This is a genomic window from Pseudomonas sp. TSO6, assembly GCF_056098905.1.
Window position 1 is genome coordinate 272358 of record NZ_JBLZWV010000026.1, and the last position, 16158, is coordinate 288515.

General features: G+C 62.5%; 15 protein-coding genes and 1 pseudogene. 4 read left to right on the top strand and 12 right to left on the bottom strand.

What is annotated here, in order from left to right; genetic code table 11:
* Positions 1-23: 23 nt before the first annotated feature.
* The 4 genes and pseudogenes from ACN6NG_RS10980 to ACN6NG_RS10995 all read right to left on the bottom strand — a co-directional run bounded on the left by ACN6NG_RS10980 (position 24) and on the right by ACN6NG_RS10995 (position 4168).
* Positions 24-2183, bottom strand: a complete 2160-nt coding sequence (locus ACN6NG_RS10980) for a TonB-dependent receptor (RefSeq protein ID WP_474313972.1) — start codon at positions 2181-2183, stop codon at positions 24-26.
* A 422-nt stretch (positions 2184-2605) separates the two neighbouring features.
* Positions 2606-2884 (bottom strand): annotated as a pseudogene (locus ACN6NG_RS10985) (MarR family winged helix-turn-helix transcriptional regulator); the annotation flags it as partial.
* Entirely contained in the window at positions 2865-3863 is a 999-nt protein-coding gene (locus ACN6NG_RS10990) for a 5'-nucleotidase (RefSeq protein WP_474313974.1), read from the bottom strand. The pseudogene ACN6NG_RS10985 and the gene ACN6NG_RS10990, both read right to left, overlap by 20 nt.
* Positions 3864-3922: 59 nt before the next feature.
* The gene (locus tag ACN6NG_RS10995; protein WP_063426862.1) at positions 3923-4168 is read right to left on the bottom strand and encodes a hypothetical protein; all 246 of its coding nucleotides are present in this window, start codon (positions 4166-4168) and stop codon (positions 3923-3925) included.
* A 505-nt stretch (positions 4169-4673) separates the two neighbouring features.
* Here ACN6NG_RS10995 and ACN6NG_RS11000 point away from each other — a divergent pair.
* Positions 4674-5060, top strand: coding sequence for a hypothetical protein (locus ACN6NG_RS11000; RefSeq protein WP_115283627.1), 387 nt, complete (start codon positions 4674-4676; stop codon positions 5058-5060).
* Between the two features lie 174 nt (positions 5061-5234).
* Here ACN6NG_RS11000 and ACN6NG_RS11005 read toward each other — a convergent pair whose 3' ends face one another.
* The 3 genes from ACN6NG_RS11005 to ACN6NG_RS11015 form a co-directional block, all read right to left on the bottom strand.
* Complete coding sequence (locus tag ACN6NG_RS11005; RefSeq protein ID WP_474313976.1) at positions 5235-6212, bottom strand: D-2-hydroxyacid dehydrogenase family protein; 978 nt, start codon at positions 6210-6212, stop codon at positions 5235-5237.
* Positions 6213-6273: 61 nt separating this feature from the next.
* Positions 6274-6765, bottom strand: coding sequence for a DUF1543 domain-containing protein (locus ACN6NG_RS11010; RefSeq protein WP_063426858.1), 492 nt, complete (start codon positions 6763-6765; stop codon positions 6274-6276).
* A 214-nt stretch (positions 6766-6979) separates the two neighbouring features.
* Positions 6980-7891, bottom strand: a complete 912-nt coding sequence (locus tag ACN6NG_RS11015) for a LysR family transcriptional regulator (protein ID WP_049276468.1) — start codon at positions 7889-7891, stop codon at positions 6980-6982.
* Between the two features lie 94 nt (positions 7892-7985).
* Here ACN6NG_RS11015 and ACN6NG_RS11020 point away from each other — a divergent pair, with 94 nt between their 5' ends.
* Positions 7986-9161 (top strand): MFS transporter, encoded by a 1176-nt coding sequence (locus ACN6NG_RS11020; RefSeq protein WP_049276467.1) that lies wholly within the window; start codon positions 7986-7988, stop codon positions 9159-9161.
* A gap of 169 nt (positions 9162-9330) precedes the next feature.
* Here the strand turns inward: ACN6NG_RS11020 and ACN6NG_RS11025 are convergent, their stop codons facing one another.
* The 4 genes from ACN6NG_RS11025 to ACN6NG_RS11040 form a co-directional block, all read right to left on the bottom strand.
* Entirely contained in the window at positions 9331-11814 is a 2484-nt protein-coding gene (locus ACN6NG_RS11025; protein WP_063426856.1) for a TonB-dependent siderophore receptor, read from the bottom strand.
* Between the two features lie 95 nt (positions 11815-11909).
* Positions 11910-12878, bottom strand: a complete 969-nt coding sequence (locus tag ACN6NG_RS11030; protein WP_474313978.1) for a FecR domain-containing protein — start codon at positions 12876-12878, stop codon at positions 11910-11912.
* Entirely contained in the window at positions 12875-13381 is a 507-nt protein-coding gene (locus ACN6NG_RS11035) for a sigma-70 family RNA polymerase sigma factor (RefSeq protein ID WP_063426853.1), read from the bottom strand. The genes ACN6NG_RS11030 and ACN6NG_RS11035 overlap by 4 nt, the downstream gene beginning before the upstream one ends.
* Positions 13382-13462: 81 nt before the next feature.
* The gene (locus ACN6NG_RS11040) at positions 13463-14086 is read right to left on the bottom strand and encodes a glutathione S-transferase family protein (protein ID WP_474313979.1); all 624 of its coding nucleotides are present in this window, start codon (positions 14084-14086) and stop codon (positions 13463-13465) included.
* A gap of 198 nt (positions 14087-14284) precedes the next feature.
* Between ACN6NG_RS11040 and ACN6NG_RS11045 the strand changes: the two genes are divergently transcribed.
* Both ACN6NG_RS11045 and ACN6NG_RS11050 read left to right on the top strand, forming a co-directional pair.
* Positions 14285-14584 (top strand): DUF3077 domain-containing protein, encoded by a 300-nt coding sequence (locus tag ACN6NG_RS11045; RefSeq protein ID WP_049274699.1) that lies wholly within the window; start codon positions 14285-14287, stop codon positions 14582-14584.
* Between the two features lie 79 nt (positions 14585-14663).
* Positions 14664-15386, top strand: coding sequence for a hypothetical protein (locus ACN6NG_RS11050; RefSeq protein WP_063426850.1), 723 nt, complete (start codon positions 14664-14666; stop codon positions 15384-15386).
* A gap of 99 nt (positions 15387-15485) precedes the next feature.
* Here the strand turns inward: ACN6NG_RS11050 and ACN6NG_RS11055 are convergent, their stop codons facing one another.
* The gene (locus tag ACN6NG_RS11055; protein ID WP_063426848.1) at positions 15486-15971 is read right to left on the bottom strand and encodes an REP-associated tyrosine transposase; all 486 of its coding nucleotides are present in this window, start codon (positions 15969-15971) and stop codon (positions 15486-15488) included.
* Between the last annotated feature and the right edge of the window lie 187 nt (positions 15972-16158).

The window sequence follows — 16158 nt, forward strand, 5'->3', positions numbered from 1 at the left end:
AAGTGAGTCCGTTCAGCGCGGCGCTACAGCTCGTAGCGCACGCTCAGCAGCACGGTGCGGGGGTCGTTGACCGAGTAATAGGCGGTGCGGCTGGCGGCCGAGTAGGCAATGCTTTGCGGGTACGCGCGGTCGAGCAGGTTCTTGACCGACAAGGTGGTGGTCCAGTGGCCGTCCGCGCTGGCATAGCTGGTGCTGGCATTCCAGAAGCCCTGGGCAGGTACTTCGTAGATATCGGCGTTCAGCGGGTTGGCGTAGGAGCGGGTCTGGTACTGGTAGTCGGTGTTGGCCACCAGCTCACCCGGCAGGCTGACGGGCACCGTCCAGTTCAGGCCAAGGCTGGCGTTCCATTCCGGTGCAAAGATCATTTCCTTGCCGTCGGCACTCACGCCTGGGCCACTGGCGTTCTGGAAGTCGTCGTACTGGCTTTTCAGGTAGCCCAGGTTGGCGGTCAGGCGCAGGTCGCGCGCCAGCAGCACGGTATTTTCCAGCTCCACGCCGTAGGTGTGGGCACTGCCAACGTTGGTGCGCAGGTTGGCGCTGATGGCCGGGTCCCAGGCATTGGTCTGCAGGTCGTCGTAGTCGTTGTAGAAGAAGGCGATGTTGCTGCGCAGGCGGCCATCGGCAAAGTCGCCCTTCAAGCCCACCTCATAGGTGGTGACGTTTTCCGGATCAAAGCCCTGCTCGGCAGCGGCGCGGGTTGGCGCGCGGTTGTCGAAGCCGCCAGCCTTGAAGCCCCGGGCCACATAGCCGTATTGCACCAGGTTGTCGCTCCAGGCGTACTCCAGGCCGATCTTGGGGCTGAGGGATGCCCAGGAATCGCTGGTTTCGGCAGCGAAATTGGTGCCGGTGATTGCCCGGTCGGTGGTGATGGCGTAGTTGGTGTAATCGAAGTTCTTGTGCTCGTGGGTGAAGCGCAGGCCGGTGGTCAGCGACAGGCGAGGGGTGAGCTTGTAATTGCTCTGGCCGTACAACGCGTAGCTTTCGGTATCGGTGGTGCTGTATTGGCCGCTGGCATTGACCCGGTTTTGCGCCACCGAAAAGGTCAGGCTGTCGCGCTCGGCGCGGAAGCGTTCCTTGTACAGATACACACCGAGGGTGTAGCTGAACCTGTCGTATTCGCCGTTGAGCTGGAACTCCTGGGTGGCGTAGCGCTGCTTGTAGGTGATCAGGTTGTTCTGGATCGGCGACGCGGTGCCGTTGTTGGCCTGGCCGGAGTTGTCGTAGTCCACCGGCTGGTCGAACTCGGACCAGGCCGTGACCGATTTGAAGTTCAGGTGGTCATCGATGTTGTAGAGCGCACGCAGCACCGCACTGCCCTGGTCCAGCTTGTTCTTCGGGTCGAGGCTGCTGTAGGTCTTGAACTTGTCGAAATGGCCGTTGGCCGGGTTGAAGGGGGTATAGCTGGTGGTATCGCCGCGGTCGAAAGTGCCGGCCAGGGTCAGTTGCACGTCCCAGGGCGAATCCTGCGGGGCCAGGCGCAGCTTGCCGCGGTAGGACTGGATGTCGATGTTGTTGACGTCCTTGTCACGGGTGCGGTTGTACACGGTGCCGTCGCGGGTCAGGCGTATGGCCGAGAAACTGCCGTACAGGGTGTTGTCTACCAGTGGCCCGCTGACCAGCAGGCGGCCGTTCTGTGCGTTGTAGTTGCCGGCACCCAGCTCGACGAAGGCGCGGGCCTGCTGGGTCGGATCGCGGGTGATTACCCGTATCGCGCCGGCTGCACTGTTGCGCCCGTACAGGGTGCCTTGTGGGCCGCGCAGCACTTCAACGCGCTCCACGTCGTTGAAGTCCAGCATCGAAGAAATCGCCCGCGGGATGTACAGGTCGTCGGCGTATACCGCAACGGCCGCTTCCTGAATCGGGTCGGTCTCGCCAATACCGCGTATGCCGTAGGTTTGTGCGCTGTAGGAAATGGACTGGCGGTTCAGGGTGAGGTTGGGCACCCGACCGGACAGGTCGCGGATGTTGTTGATCTGCGCATCCTGCAGGGTGCGCTCGTCGAAAGCGCTGATCGCCAGCGGGGTTTTCTGCAGGTTCTCGGCACGGTGCTCCGCTGTGACGGTGACTGTTGGCAGCTTGTCGCCTGGCGTTTGGGCAGGCTCGGCGAAGGCCGTGGGCGTGAAGAGGGCAAAAGCAACGGCGGCGGACAGGTGAGGGCGTACAGGGTAGGGCAAAGGCTTCATGCTGCAGCTTCCAGATAACCAGCATCGAGTGGGATTTCGGATACCTGGATACCGCAGCCGGGTGTGATGACCGAGGCGCAAGGAGGTATTAGGTTCCTTTGCCTCCGCCAGTCAGGGGTCGGTCTGGTGAGAACATATCTCTATGAAAAAACGTTTTGAAATACTTTTTGCGTCTAAGCTAATATTATTAATATGAATTAATAAAAATTCTTAAAATTCAATAAATGCATTTTATGGTTGATGTAGAGGTGGTTTTTCAGGCGCCGAGTGGTCAGTCAGGACTAAACCTCCACATCCACGAAGCTGGTGGGTTACTTCGAATCGCTGCGGGCCAAGGTTCGTAAGCCTCAAGGATGAAAAGCAAACCTCTTTGGCTAACGCAGGGGCTAGCTGTCTCCGGTTCGCACCCCTGCGCCTGAGCGTCACTCCAGGTAAATCTTGGTCAACAACCGCAACAACTGGTCCCGCTCCTCATCATCCAGCGCCGAGGTCGCCTCGCGGTCGCTGTCCTTGGCGATCTGCTTCAGTTCCTTGAGCAGCGCTTCTCCCGCCTTGCTCAAGAAGATTCCGTAAGACCGCTTGTCCGGCTTGCACCGCACGCGCACGGCCAAGGCTCGTTCTTCCAGCTTGTTCAGCAGGGGCACCACCTGCGGTGGCTCGATCGCCAGCGAGCGCGCCAGGTCAGCCTGCAGCAATGCCGGTGTCGTCCTGCACCCGCACAGGCGTGTCGTGCGGGGAGAGCATCGTTGAACGCCCCCTGTTCGCCACCCCGAACGGCACATGCACCATCGGCAATTCCCCCGCCGGCGACTGCAAGTGGCTGCGCTGGTCGTCGAAGAACACATGCGGCTTCAGAATCGACAACACCCTGGGCTTCTCCATGCCGCCGAGAAAGAAGCACTCGTCCGGCGATACGCCCCAGTCCTTCAACGTCGTCACCACCCGCTCATGTGAAGGCGCATTGCGCGCCGTGACAATGGCAATCCGCAAGATCCGCTTGTAGTCCGGGTTCTCGGCCAGCTTGCGGTCCTCTAGCATGCGTATCAGCGAAAGCTTGCGGTACAGGTCCGCCAGCGGCCCTGGCGAATGGGGTATGCCCTTGTGCACGCGCTCGTGCTCCTGAAAGTCATCCAGGTTGTCGTTGCGCTTGTACACACTCTCCGCCTCGTCGTCGGCAATCACTCCATCGAAGTCGAAGGCTACGCGCAATTCGGTGTCGATCTCGTCATCGTAGATGCGCGTCGGCAGCACCCGCCCGGCCGGGTAGTTGGCGTCGATGGCTTTCTGCACGTCTTCCTCATTGGCACTGAGGAACAGCGAGGCGTTGAATGCCGGGATGTACTCGTAGGGCGAGCGGCCCGACATGAACGCCGCGCGGGTGATGTCCAACTGATAATGGTTGATCGAACGAAATACCCGCAGGCCGGTTTCCGGGGAGTTGCGCGAGAGCAGCACCACCTCTACCGGCAGTTGCTCGGGGAAGGCCTGGTTGATACTCAGGAAGCGGCGAATGAACGGGAACGCCACGCCTTTGGGGAATGGCTCGTCCAGGTTCTGCTGCTGGTGATGGCGGTACGCCTCGACGCCTTGGGTCTTGTAGATGTCGTCCGAGACCGTGAGGTCGAACAGCGCACTTGAGGCAACGCCAATGACCAGTTTCTGTTCGATGGGGTAAGGCATTGAGCAACTCCTGAGCCTGTGCTGAGGGCAAGTGTACGCCTGCGCGGTGACGAAAGCCCTCAAGCCTCCGGTACCAGTCCGAGCAGCACCTGAACCTGGCGCTGCAACTGGCTCACATGCTCGCGCTCTGCACGCAGCGCGGACTGCAGCTCGCGGTTTTCCTGTTTATGGATGCGAGCGGAGCGCTCCAGCTCGCGGTCGCCTTGCAGCAGGTCCCACATCTCGCCTTGGCGAGCGTTTTGCAGACACACCAGCAGCAGGGTGATACCGCAGACGCCCAGCAGAGAGATTTCGATAGCTTCCATGTGACGCTTCCTTGGGTAGTGGCAGTTTGCCGGTAAGCGAAACGATATGTCCATAAAGGCTACATGTCGCATTGCAGACCTCCCCGTTACTGATCAACCACTCAAATCTCTCGTTCATCAGTGGATCCAGTGATGCCAATTTGATAGCTTTCCGCCCCTTACCGCTGTATCCGGATAGGAATTGATGAACCAGCTATACGAACACGGCACTCTGACCCCGGTCGCGAAGCCGATTGTGGACAGGGTGATCGAGACCGCCCTTGGCAGTCTGGACGCTACTTCCGATAACAAGGTACTGCGTGGCCTCAACGATGCGTTGGCGGGCGAAATAGAACGTTTGAACGCAGACGTCGCGACCCCGGATGGCGACCTGCAGGGGCCACTGAGGGTGTTGCGAGAACTCAGGCAACAGCTCGACGAACTGCTGGCGCTGGCCGATGGTCATGCCTTGTGCAGGCAAGCGGTGGAGCGCCTGGCAAGTGTGCAAGGCCAGCATGAAATCGAAATGGCCGCGCTGCAGGCCAGTGCCGAGGTGCAGAACCGCAAGCTGGTGGCAAGTACCTTGGCCCGCGTGCAAAAGGAAGGGGCAATCCGCAAGAGCCTTGAGCAGTACCAGGAGCAGCTGGCCGCCAGCAACCTGGCACGGGAAGCGCTGTCTACCACGGTGACGACGGCTTTGAAGAGGCTTGCGCTGGCGACCAGCACCCAGGCTCAGCGCGTTGATAGCGTCGAGACGCATTTGGCCAGCCTGGTGGAGCGCCAGCGTGAATGCGAGCTGCAATTGCAGCAGGTGTGCGGGACGGGCTGGGCGGTGTATCTGGAGCGCAATGCAGTGCCGCTGGTGGCGTTGGCGGTGGCTGTGTTTGCGCTGGGGCTGAACCTGTTCGGTTGAACGCAACTTACAGGCAGACCTCAGGCCTGCACGGTGCCTGGGGCAGCCTGCGTGCCCGCGAAGAATCCAGCGCGGTGGATGGCACCGGCTTCGCCGGTGTTCGCGGGCATGCCCGCGCCCACAGTGATCGCGCAAACTCTGACATTTTTAACACGACAGTGGCTCCCGCAGGGCTCAGCGTCGAGCTGCCAGGGCCTCAGGGTTGGCAACGTTCTTTGGCTTTCCTTCGAAAAACGCCAGCACATTGTCGAAGGCATCGCCAAAGTACAGCTCGTAGCCGTTCTTCTCCACGTACCCCAGGTGCGGCGTACTGAGTACGCGTGGGTGGCGCAGCAGCGGATGGGCCGGGTCGAGCAGCGGCTCCTCCTCGTACACATCCACCGCCGCGAAACCCGGTCGCCCAGCATCCAGTGCCTGTAGCAATGCCCCCGGGGCAATCAGTTCTGCGCGGCTGACGTTCACCAGCAAGGCGTCGGGCTTCATGTTGGACAGGTCGTCGAAGGTCACCCCGTGGCGTGTCTGGTCGGACAGGCGCAGGTTCAGGCTGACAATATCCGCTTCGGCAAAGAATGCCTCACGCGAGGCAGCAGCGCGATGGCCATCGGCTTGGGCTGCGGCGCGGCTGCTGTCGCTGCCCCACACCAGCACAGGCATGTCGAACGCCTGAGCATAACGCGCCAGACGCTGGCCGATCTTGCCGTAGCCCCAAATCCCCAGCAGCTGGCCGGCCAGCGCCTGGCCCAGATTGACCTGCCATTGGCCTTGGCGGAAAGCATCGATGGCCGGCACCAGTTGCCGGCGGGCATTGAGGATCAGCGCCCAGGCAAGTTCTGCAGGCGCCACCGGCGAGCCGCGCCCCTCGGTCACCGCAATGCCGCGTGCGGTGCAGGCAGCCAGATCCAGGTGGCTGGACACCTTGCCGGTCTGGCTGATCAGCTTGAGGTTGGGCAGGCGGTCGAGCAAGGCGGCGTCGATGCGGGTACGTTCGCGGGTGAGTACCAGTGCGTCGGCATCGGCAAAGCGTGCTGCAAGTTGCTCCAGCGTGGCCGGCTGGCGCTCATGAAGCACACTGACAGCGTACCCGCTCAGCTTGCCGAAGCAATCGAGCGTGCGGATCACATCCTGGTAGTCGTCGGGAATGACAATGCGCATGGTGGTCTGGCCTTGGCGGTACAGTGAAGCGTCGAAGATAACCCAACTGCGCGCATCAACGTCAGATCAGGATGTAGTCGCTGCGCACCACCACCGGCTCATGCGCCCCTTCGACCAGGTGCACGAACTGCCCGCCCACCTGGTCGATTGCCAGGCAGTCGTCGACATCGAGCAAGGCGTCGGTGTGCGGCTTCAGCCAGTGTGCCTGCATGCGCTGCTTGCCCAGGGCCTTGGCTTCGGTCTTGTTGTGGGCGGCAACCAGCAGGTAGCGGTGCGCCTCGCCGAACACATCGCGCTCGTAACCGCCGAGGTTGATGAAGTACAGGTGCAGTGCGCCGCGGGCAGGGGCGTCCGGGCGCAGTTCGATCCGTTGGCCGTCCACGCCGTGCACTTCCAGCCACGAATCGATGTGCAAGCCTTTCGCGCTACCGAACCAGGCCTGGCGCAGCTGCGGGTAAGCCTGTTCGAAGGTGTCGGCCTGGGCGAATACCACGTCGTGGACTTCGATCTTGGCGCCGGGGTGGCGGCCTCCGAGCATGACGACGTAAAGCATGGGCGGTCCTTTGCGTGGCATTGAGTGAAAGTGCATTGTACCCAGCCACAGCCAGTTCGATGAAGCGATGCCTGAGCATTGTTGGAGCGGGCATGCCCGCGAAGCAGGCCGTGCGGTGGATGGCAAGGGCTTCGCCCGTCTCGCCCGCGCTGCCGTTGGCTTCCTCGAATGCCACCGTGGCACTGTGATGCCGCGCCGGGGACGAGTCCACCGATTACAAGGGATTGCGCAGGCCGCCAGACAGGTGCTCTACCAGAAAATCCACGAACACCCGCACCCGCGCCGGCATCGCCTGGCCACCGACGAACACCGCATGGATCGGCTCGCGGTCGTCAGGGTTGTACGCCTCCAGCAATGGCACCAGCCGCCCGCTGGCCAGGTCGTCGACCACCGTGAAGGTACCGATGCGTGCCACGCCGGCACCGATCCTGGCCAGTTGCGCCAAGGCTTCGCCGCTGCTGCATTCGATATTGCCCGTCACCTTCAACGAGAATACCTGCCCGTCGCGGCGAAACGGCCAGTCGGGCGCGGCACGGCGGAAGTTGAAGCGCAGGCAGTTATGCCGGGCCAGGTCTTCAGGCTCAAGCGGGGTGCCGCAGCGTTGCAGGTACTCGGGCGAGGCAACCACCACCTGGCCGGTTTCACCAATGGCGCGGGCGCTCAATGAACTGTCCGGCAGGTGCCCGAAACGCAATGCCACGTCGGCCTGGCCACCGAGAATGTCGGCCACTTCGTCACTGAGGGTAAGGTCAACCAGCACTTGCGGGTAACGTGCGCTGAAGGCCGCCAGCAGTGGTACCACGGTCAGCCGGGCATGGCCCAGCGCAGCGCTTACCCGCAAGCGCCCGCGCGGCACGCCCTGGTCGGTGATGGCTTCCTCCACTTCGAGCATGTCGGCCAGCACCCGCCGTGCACCGCGCAGGTACGCCTCACCCTCGGGGGTGAGGGTGATCGCCCGGGTGGTGCGCAGCAGCAGGCGGGTGCCCAGGCGCTGTTCGGTACGGGCGATGATGCGGCTGACCGCAGAAGGCGTCAGGTTCAGTGCCCGTGCGGCGGCCGACAGGCTGCCTTCCTGCGCCACCCTGGCAAATATCTCCATCTCGCCGGATCTTCCACTGAAGTCCATTTGTGCCTCGTACGCAAAGGTGGTTAGCAAAAAAGCAGTCTAGTGCGATTTTGAAATGGATCGTAGCATTTGCGGCATAGATAAGGAGCTTGCCATGCGTATCAATCCACCTCTTGTCGCACTCGCCATCGGGGCCTTTGGCATCGGTGTCACCGAGTTCGCACCCATGGGCATGTTGCCCAGCATCGCCACTGACCTTGGCGTTTCCATCCCTGCCGCCGGGCTGCTGGTCAGCGCCTATGCCATTGGCGTGCTCATCGGCGCACCGCTGATGACCCTGGCCACGGTGAAGATCCCGCGGCGTTACTTGCTGATCGGGCTGATGGCCATTTTCACACTGGGTAACCTGATGTCGGCCCTGGCCAGCGATTACACCAGCCTGCTGGTGGCCCGTGTGGTCACCTCGCTCAACCACGGTGCCTTCTTTGGCATCGGCTCGATTGTCGCGGCCAGCGTGGTACCGCCCGAGAAGCGCGCCGGGGCGGTGGCGGCAATGTTCATGGGCTTGACCCTGGCCACCATCGGCGGCGTGCCGCTGGCGACCTGGTTTGGTGAAATGCTGGGTTGGCGCACAGCATTCTGGGGTATTGCCGGGCTTGGCCTGGTGGCGATGACCACGCTCTGGTACGCGCTGCCCAATGTGCCGTCGCCCAAAGGTGACGGGGCCATGGCCGAAATCCGGGTGCTGGGCCGCGGCCCGGTACTGGCGGCTTTGCTGCTGACGGTGGTGGGTTCCAGTGCGATGTTCACGGTGTTCACCTACATTGCGCCGATCCTGCAGAGCGAGGCGGCGGCGTCCACCACCTTCGTGACAGCCATGCTGGTGTTGTTCGGTGTGGGCCTGACCTTGGGCAACGTGTGGGGCGGCAAGGCGGCAGACCGCTCGATCGACCGCACGCTGATCGTGTCGTTGGCGTTGTTGATTGGCGTGCTGCTGGTGTTCCCGCTGGTGCTGGACTGGCCGCTGCCGACGGCCTTGGCGATCCTGGTGTGGGGCGCGGCCAGCTTTGCACTGGTGCCGCCACTGCAGATGCGGGTGATGGAGGCAGCCAAGGATGCGCCCAACCTGGCATCGGCGGTGAACATTGGTGCATTCAACCTGGGCAATGCGATTGGCGCGGCGCTGGGTGGCGCAGTGATCAACGCAGGTTTGGGCTACCCGGCGATTTCCCTGGCGGGCGCGGCGATGGCGGCGCTGGGGTTGGTGATGGTGTTGCTGTTTGCCTGGCGTGGGCGGGTGGTGGCAGCGGGGCGGCAGGTTGCGGTGTAATTAGCTGAGATCGCCGGGGGCGCTGTGCGCCCCTATCGCGGCACAAGGCCGCTCCCACAAGTACAGCGCACGCCTCAGGTGCTGCGCGGTCTTTGTGGGAGCGGCCTTGTGTCGCGATAAGGCTGTAAAGCAGCCCCAGGATATTGCAGGTGGGCCCCCTCAACACACCTCAGAACTTGCCGCGCAAGGTCAGCATGTAGTTGCGTGGCGCGCCGTACCAGTTGCCGGTGTCGCTGGCATCCACGGTCTGGTAGTACGTCTTGTCGAACAGGTTGTTGCCATTGAGCGTGGCCGTCCAGTGTTCATCGATGCGGTACTCGATCAAGCCGTTCCACACCGCATAACCGGCCTGGCGGAACGCATACGGGTCTTGCTGGCTGAGCCCACCGTCGGGCAGGCGGCGCTGGATGAAGCCACTCTTGTAGCTGTCGCTCTGGATGGTGGCCCCCAGGCCGACCTTCCACCGCTCGAACTCGCCGGGCAGTTGGTAGGTGGTAAAGAACTTGAACAGGTGCTTGGGTGTTTGCGTGCTCATCGGCGTGCCGTTGTTGGCAGCATTGCCGGCAACACGTTGCCTGTTGATGTTGAAGGTGTAGCCGGCCATGGCTTGCCAACCGGGGGCCAGCTCACCGGAAATTTCGCTGTCGATACCCTTGCTGATCACCTCGCCAGAGGCGCTGTAGAAGCCTTGGCCAGTGCTCACCGCTTCGTTCAGACGCTTGGTGTAGTAAAGCGCGCTGGACAGGTTGAGGCGCCCATCGAGCAACTCGCCTTTGGTACCGAACTCGTAGGTTTCGCCCTCGATCGGGTCCAGTGGCTGGCTGCTGGGGGACTTGAAGGCGGTTTGCGGCTGGAAGATCTCGGCATAGCTGGTGTACAGCGACCACTGCCGGTTCAGGTCGAGCACCAGCGCGCCAAACGGGGTGATGACGCCGCGGTTGCTTTCCTTGACCCGGGTGTCGGCATTGTTGAACACCGGGACCACGGTGCGGGTGTTGTCACGGTAGTCGGAGTAGCGTGCGCCCAAGGTCAGGTGCAGTGGCTCGGCAAGCTGCGCCTTGAAGGTGGCATATGCACCGGATTTGCGCTGGTTCCAGTCGGGGTTGTAGTAGTAGCTGGGGGGTGTGCGCGGCTTGGGCATGGCGCCGGCGTCACCTGTGGTGATGTCGAAGGGCACGTTGATGTCGCTTACTTGCGACAGGTCGCTGTCGTCGGAGTAGCTGCGCATCACTTCTTCATAGTCGGCGCCGACCAGCAGTTCGTGGGTCAGGCCAAAGGCTTCAAAGGTGCCGGACAGGTTGGCATCGAACAAGTCCTGCTGGTTGTTGTAACCGCGGATGAAACGCTTGAAAGTGGTCTGGTTGGTGTTCGGGTCGACGGCGGCGCTCACTTCGCCAATGTCCTGGGTCGAATCGAACTTGCTTTTGGTGTAGCTGGCCTTTAGCTTCCAACTGTCGTCCAGCGCGTGCTCGACCTTGGCGAAGTACTCGGTGCGCTTGTAGTTGTTCGCGGACCAGTCGGCGGCCAGCGAGCGGCTGCGCGAGGTGCCGATCTCGGTGCCGTCCTTGTAGCGCACCAGCCCCCGGTCCCAGTAACCGTCCATGTCTCGCCATTCATAGGTGCCGCCGATGCTCACCAGGGTGGCCGGGCTCAGGTCTGCCTCCAGGGTGCCGAAGATCACGTGCTTTTCGCTGTCTGCATTGTCGTAGAAGTATTTTTTGTCCTCGAACGACATCGCCACGCGGCCGCGAAGTGCACCGTCGAACCCCAGCGGGCCAGTCAGGTCGACTTCGGAGCGGTAGTTGTCCCAGCTGCCGGCCGACTGGCTGATGCTCAGCTGGTTGAAAGGCAAGGCGCGCTTGCGCACCAGGTTGATGCTGCCGCCCGGGTCGCCAGTGCCGCCGAACAAACCGTCGGAGCCACGTAAAACCTCGACGTGGTCGTACGCGGTCATGTCGGGCAGGGTGTCGAAGGCTTCGTTGCGCAGCATCGGTGCGCCGCCGTCGGTCTGGATACTGCGGATGACGAAGCCACGCGAGTAGATCTGGTTTTTCGTGTCGTTGCCGCCGACCACGGTGATGCCGGTGGTCTGGTCCAGCACCTGGGTCAGGCTGGTGAGGTGCTGGTCATCCATGCGCTGGCGGGTCATAACACTCACCGACTGCGGGGTTTCGCGCAGGCTGCGAGGTGTCTTGCCGCCGGTGGTGATCGCACCTGTGGTGTAGGAACCGGTGTTCTCGGTCTGCTCGCCGAGGTTGGCAGTGCCGGTCACGTTGGTCGGGTCCAGTGCCACAGCACCCAATGGCAGCGGTTCGCTGGCGGGGATCAGGCGGTAACCACCGTCCTGCGGCATCGCTTGCAGGCCGCTGCCGACCAGTAGCTGGTGCAGGGCTTGCTGGCTGCTGAAGCTGCCCCGCAGCCCGGCGCTGTACTTGCCGGCCAGGTCACCCGGGGTGAAGGCAATATTCAGGCCGGTGCTGCGGCTGAGGGTGGTCAAGGCTGCATCCAGCGAGCCGGCTGGGATGGCGAGGTCGTAGCGCGTGGTGGTGCTGGCGCTGTCTGCGGCATGGGCCAGCGGCAGCATAGCCAGGCCAAGGCTGGTGCAAAGCAGGGCTTGGCGGATGGCGAGGCGCAAGGGGGCGGGTCGGGTCACGTGGGGTTCTCGTTGGCAATTTGAGTGTTCTGCTGTGTATGCCGGGCGAGATTGCAAACCCCTTCACCCGGCGAGCACTTTTTTGCCAGGTTGTTTCAGGCGCTCAGGCGTACCCAGTAACGCGTCATTGCCTGTACGCGCAAGCCGTGGGCCTGGGCGATGAACGCCAGGGTGGCGTCGGTGTCGTTGAGGTTGAAATTACCGCTGATAGTGCGTTTCGCAACCTGTGGGTCACACCCAAGGTAGCCGTTGCGATAACGGCCGAGCTCGTCGAGCAGTTCGGCCAGCGGCATCGCCCTCGCGGTCAGCAGGCCGTCGCGCCAGGCGGCGGCGTCTTCGGCGTTGCCGGGCAGGCGCAGCACGTTGTCGCGGGTTACCTGCCAGGTTTCTCCGGGTTGGGCAACGGCACCGGTACCCGAGCGTGGCTGTATGTTCACGGTGCCTTCGGCAACGCCCAGGCGGCAGGCGTCGGCGTACTGACGTATGTTGCAGCGGCTGCCGTGGGTGGTGAACGTGGCCAAGGTGGTGGTGACCTGCAATGGGCGCTGTTGCAGGCTGGCGCTGTCGGCACCACTGACCAGGTACAGCTCGCCCCGCAGCAGGTCGATGCGCCGTTGCCGGGCATCGAAATACACACGCACGGCGCTGTCGGTATTTAGCTCCAACTGGCTGCCATCGGCCAGGGTCCAGCGCTGATGTTCGCCGACACGGGTGCTGTAGTCGGCCATCAGCCGCTGCCAAGGCGCGGTTTCGCGGGTCCCCCAGGCGGTGGTGCCGACTGCCGCGAACAGCGCCAGCAGTTTCAGCACCTGGCGCCGCTGCAGGCGGGCTTCAGGCAGTTTTTCCAGCGCCTGGCGCGCCAGCCCGCTCGGCACACCGGCAAAGTGCCCGCTCAGGCTCTGCATGCGCGCCCAGGCCAGGCGGTGGGTTTCGTCATCCGCCAGCCAGGCCTGGAAGGCCGCCCGGGTAGCAGGGTCGGGCCGGTTGTAGGTGAGACGGATCGACCATTCGATGGCCTGGTCTACTGTTGCGCCGGGTAGCGCCGGCAGTGTGCTGGTGCTCATGGCGTGCTCTCGAAGACAAGCTGATAGCAATGGCGCAAGGCTTTGCTGAGGTCGCGTTCGACGGTGGACAGCGACACCCCCAGCTGTTCGGCAATGCGCGGGCAGGGCATGCCATCCAGTTGTGCCAGCAGGAAGATGGTGCGCGTGCGTGCGGGCAGCGCGTCAAGCAGCCGGTCGATGGCCACCAGTGCCTCGAGGGCCAGGGCACTGGTCTCCGGTGATGGCACTTGAGCCTCGGGCAGCTGCGCCAGCGTGTCCAGCCAGGCCCGCTCGATGTCGCGATGGCGCCACAGGTCGATGACCAGCCCGCGGGCGATCGTGCGCAAATAGGCACGTGGCTCCAACAGCGCCTTTGCCTGGCGCCTTTGCAGCACGCGGACAAAAGTGTCCTGGGCGAGGTCGGCAGCATCCGCTGCATTGTTCAGCCGATGGCGCAGCCAGCCTTGCAGCCAGCCGTGGTGCTCGACGTAAAGATGCTCGATGGGGTGTCTGCTGCCGGGCATGACGCTCTTCCGTGTTCGTGCACTAATGGTAATGACTCGCATTATTACCCAATGCCCGGCAGTGAAACCAGTGTTGTACGATTACGGCGTACCGTTACGGCCGTGCAGGTGATAGGCCGGGCGTTCGCTCAGGCGCTCGTAATAATCGCGCACCGCTGGCAGGTGCGGGTGTTCGAACGGCGTTTCGAACCAACGGTTGACCGACAGGCCGATAGGGATGTCCGCCAGGGTGAACTGGCTGCCGGCTACGTAGGCACCGGTGCTGGCCAGTTGGCGGTCGAGGATATGCATGTAGTGCGACCATTCGGCGCAACCGGCGGCCAGTGCTTGCGGGTCCTGGTGGGAGGGGGAGTGCCTGACCAGTGACATGAATGCGTAGCTCCACGAGCGGTTCAGGTCCGAGGCCTGCCAGTCGATCCACTGGTCGATCCTGGCCCGCGCCTGGGCATCGTCGGGGTAGAACGCGGTGGCACCGTAGCGGTTGGCCAGGTAGCGGATGATGCTGTTGGACTCCCACAAGGTGAAGTCGCCATCCTGGATCACCGGGATCATGGCGTTGGGGTTCAATGCCAGGAACTCCGCTCTGTCAGTGGCCTGGAAGCCAGAGCCCCAGTCTTCGCGCTCGAATGCGACCTCGAACTCGGCGCAGGCCCACAGGACTTTTCGCACATTGATGGAAGAAGCTCTGCCCAGTATCCGTAGCATGGTGTTCGTCCTGGTGTGGGGGAGGTTGATCGTCCGACACTGGCAGGTGCCGGTCAAGGGGCTGATCGGTGGCAGAGCGCCCATTTCATGGGGTTCTTGTAGTCCATTTCCGAAACTGATCCTTTCCACTCTGCTGGTCATTGTGATGGGGAAGGTGGCGTCCTAGGCTGGGGATGCTCGTAACCCCGAGGAATGGACATGGACAACGACACCCCGAAAAGCAGCAAGCTCAATGTCGTGCGTGCAGCGAGCCGGTTTGGCAACGCCGATGCCGAACTGGTGCAGATGAAACCGCAGCTGCCAATGAGGACCGCACTGACGGAGGCCTCGGGCATCATGGGCTGCATCACTGAAATTACCCGCAAGGCCATCGACAGGCCAGCCGACCGCAAGGTGATGATGCAGGCCACGTTCTATCTGGCCGGCATGGCCAAGGCACTGATCGATGGCCAGCTGCTGCAGGTGCGTCAGGCGCGTGAAGGTGAGCGCGAACCCTAGTCAAGCTTGCCTGGGGGCCCTTAACTTGGCACCCTTGGGCGGTTTGAATCGTCTGCATCACCACAGAAGGAAGTTTGCATTGAGCTGGGACAAGGTGGGGAAACTCCTCGTAGCCGTGCTTTTAGGCCTGATGGTGCTTTTGACCGCCTACGTGTTGCTCAGGAGCAGCCCGCGCCTGGAGGCGTCACTCACCTATGCCTACCTCACCTATCCCACCCAGTTCAGCGAGCGCATAAGCAAAGCCAGCGAGCAACTCAAGTATGAGCAGTTGCAGGGGCGTATCAACAGTATCGGCCAGGGCGGTCTGAGCCACGATCAGGTCGAGCGCCTGATTGAAATGGCCCAGGCACCCTATGCGCAGTTGTTCGCCAAGCCCTTCGAGGCCGGGCTGGTCGATCACCGTACCGGCTTGCTTATCGAACTGCGCAACAGTGGTGACGCGCCGGTACGGGAGGTAAAGATCCGTCTGCCAGCCAAGGGCCTGGTGCAGGTGCGTGATGCTGCCGGCAACGACACCCTGCTGGAGACCGCTACCGCGCAGGTGGACATCCCGTCCATCGAGCCAGGTGGCACGTGCAAGGTCTGGGTCTATTTCGATGCAGACTATCTGCAGATCCGCCAGGGCGGGGTCAGCATCAGCCACGCCGACGGAGTGGCCAATGTGCAGGTGTACCACGAGGTCATCGGTTTTCCGGCCATGGTGGCCCGCTACAGCCGCGAGTTGATGGTGTTGCTGGGCGTACTGGCGGTCAGCGTACTGGGCCTGGGTTATGCCTGCCTGGCACGGCGTAGACCGCGGTAAACGCCTCACCTGCAGGAGCAGCCTTGTGCTGCGAAGAGGCCGGTACGAGCGACACTGATGCATCGCCTGAACCGGCCTCTTCGCAGCACAAGGCTGCTCCTACAAGGAGTTGTGCAGGCTGTCAGCGTCTGTGAGCCACACTGCGTCCCAGTGGGGATAATCGCCAATCTGTGTTGCCAGACCTGCCCGCAAAGGGTTGGCAACAATGTACCGGGCCACCTTGCGTGTATCGTCCTCCATGCGCAGCGCCCGGTCATGATAGCCACGCTGCCAGGCCTGGCCTGGGCAAATGCCCGCTTTGCACAATGCTGTGCCTGAGCGGGATTTGAACTGCCGCATCAGGCTGCTCAAAGTGATGGCATGCAACTCTATCAGCCAATACAAGTGATCAGGCATCAACACCCAGGCAAGTGAGCGGCAGTCGCTGAGGAAGTCCGAGTGCCTCAACTCCCTGATGACCAGGCGTGCCGCTCGCAGATCGCGAAATAACGGCCTGCGCTGGTGGGTAACAGTGGTTAGCAAGTACAACCTGCCAGGTTCGGAAAAACGCCCCCGCCGCAAGAGATTTGCTTCGGCTCGATCCATGTTGTGCACCTCGCATCCATTCGTTGTGAGCACCAACCATAGAGGCAGGAGCCGCTTTCGGTGGTGGTAGATCATTACCCCGTTTTACAGCGTTACGCTTGTCTGTAGGAGCAGCCTTGTGCTGCGAAGAGGCCTGTACGAGCGACACTAATGCATCGCCTGAACCGGCCTCTTCGCAGCACAAGGC

Bases quoted from the DNA above. Each gene is read 5' to 3' on its own strand.
- ACN6NG_RS11035 (WP_063426853.1), bottom strand. From the start codon at position 13,381: ATGCCCGGCAGCAGACACCCCATCGAGCATCTTTACGTCGAGCACCAC.
- ACN6NG_RS10995 (WP_063426862.1), bottom strand. From the start codon at position 4,168: ATGGAAGCTATCGAAATCTCTCTGCTGGGCGTCTGCGGTATCACCCTG.
- ACN6NG_RS11020 (WP_049276467.1), top strand. From the start codon at position 7,986: ATGCGTATCAATCCACCTCTTGTCGCACTCGCCATCGGGGCCTTTGGC.
- ACN6NG_RS11055 (WP_063426848.1), bottom strand. From the start codon at position 15,971: ATGGATCGAGCCGAAGCAAATCTCTTGCGGCGGGGGCGTTTTTCCGAA.
- ACN6NG_RS10990 (WP_474313974.1), bottom strand. From the start codon at position 3,863: ATGCCTTACCCCATCGAACAGAAACTGGTCATTGGCGTTGCCTCAAGT.
- ACN6NG_RS10980 (WP_474313972.1), bottom strand. From the start codon at position 2,183: ATGAAGCCTTTGCCCTACCCTGTACGCCCTCACCTGTCCGCCGCCGTT.
- ACN6NG_RS11010 (WP_063426858.1), bottom strand. From the start codon at position 6,765: ATGCTTTACGTCGTCATGCTCGGAGGCCGCCACCCCGGCGCCAAGATC.
- ACN6NG_RS11015 (WP_049276468.1), bottom strand. From the start codon at position 7,891: ATGGACTTCAGTGGAAGATCCGGCGAGATGGAGATATTTGCCAGGGTG.
- ACN6NG_RS11030 (WP_474313978.1), bottom strand. From the start codon at position 12,878: ATGAGCACCAGCACACTGCCGGCGCTACCCGGCGCAACAGTAGACCAG.
- ACN6NG_RS11005 (WP_474313976.1), bottom strand. From the start codon at position 6,212: ATGCGCATTGTCATTCCCGACGACTACCAGGATGTGATCCGCACGCTC.
- ACN6NG_RS11000 (WP_115283627.1), top strand. From the start codon at position 4,674: ATGGCCGCGCTGCAGGCCAGTGCCGAGGTGCAGAACCGCAAGCTGGTG.
- ACN6NG_RS11045 (WP_049274699.1), top strand. From the start codon at position 14,285: ATGGACAACGACACCCCGAAAAGCAGCAAGCTCAATGTCGTGCGTGCA.
- ACN6NG_RS11040 (WP_474313979.1), bottom strand. From the start codon at position 14,086: ATGCTACGGATACTGGGCAGAGCTTCTTCCATCAATGTGCGAAAAGTC.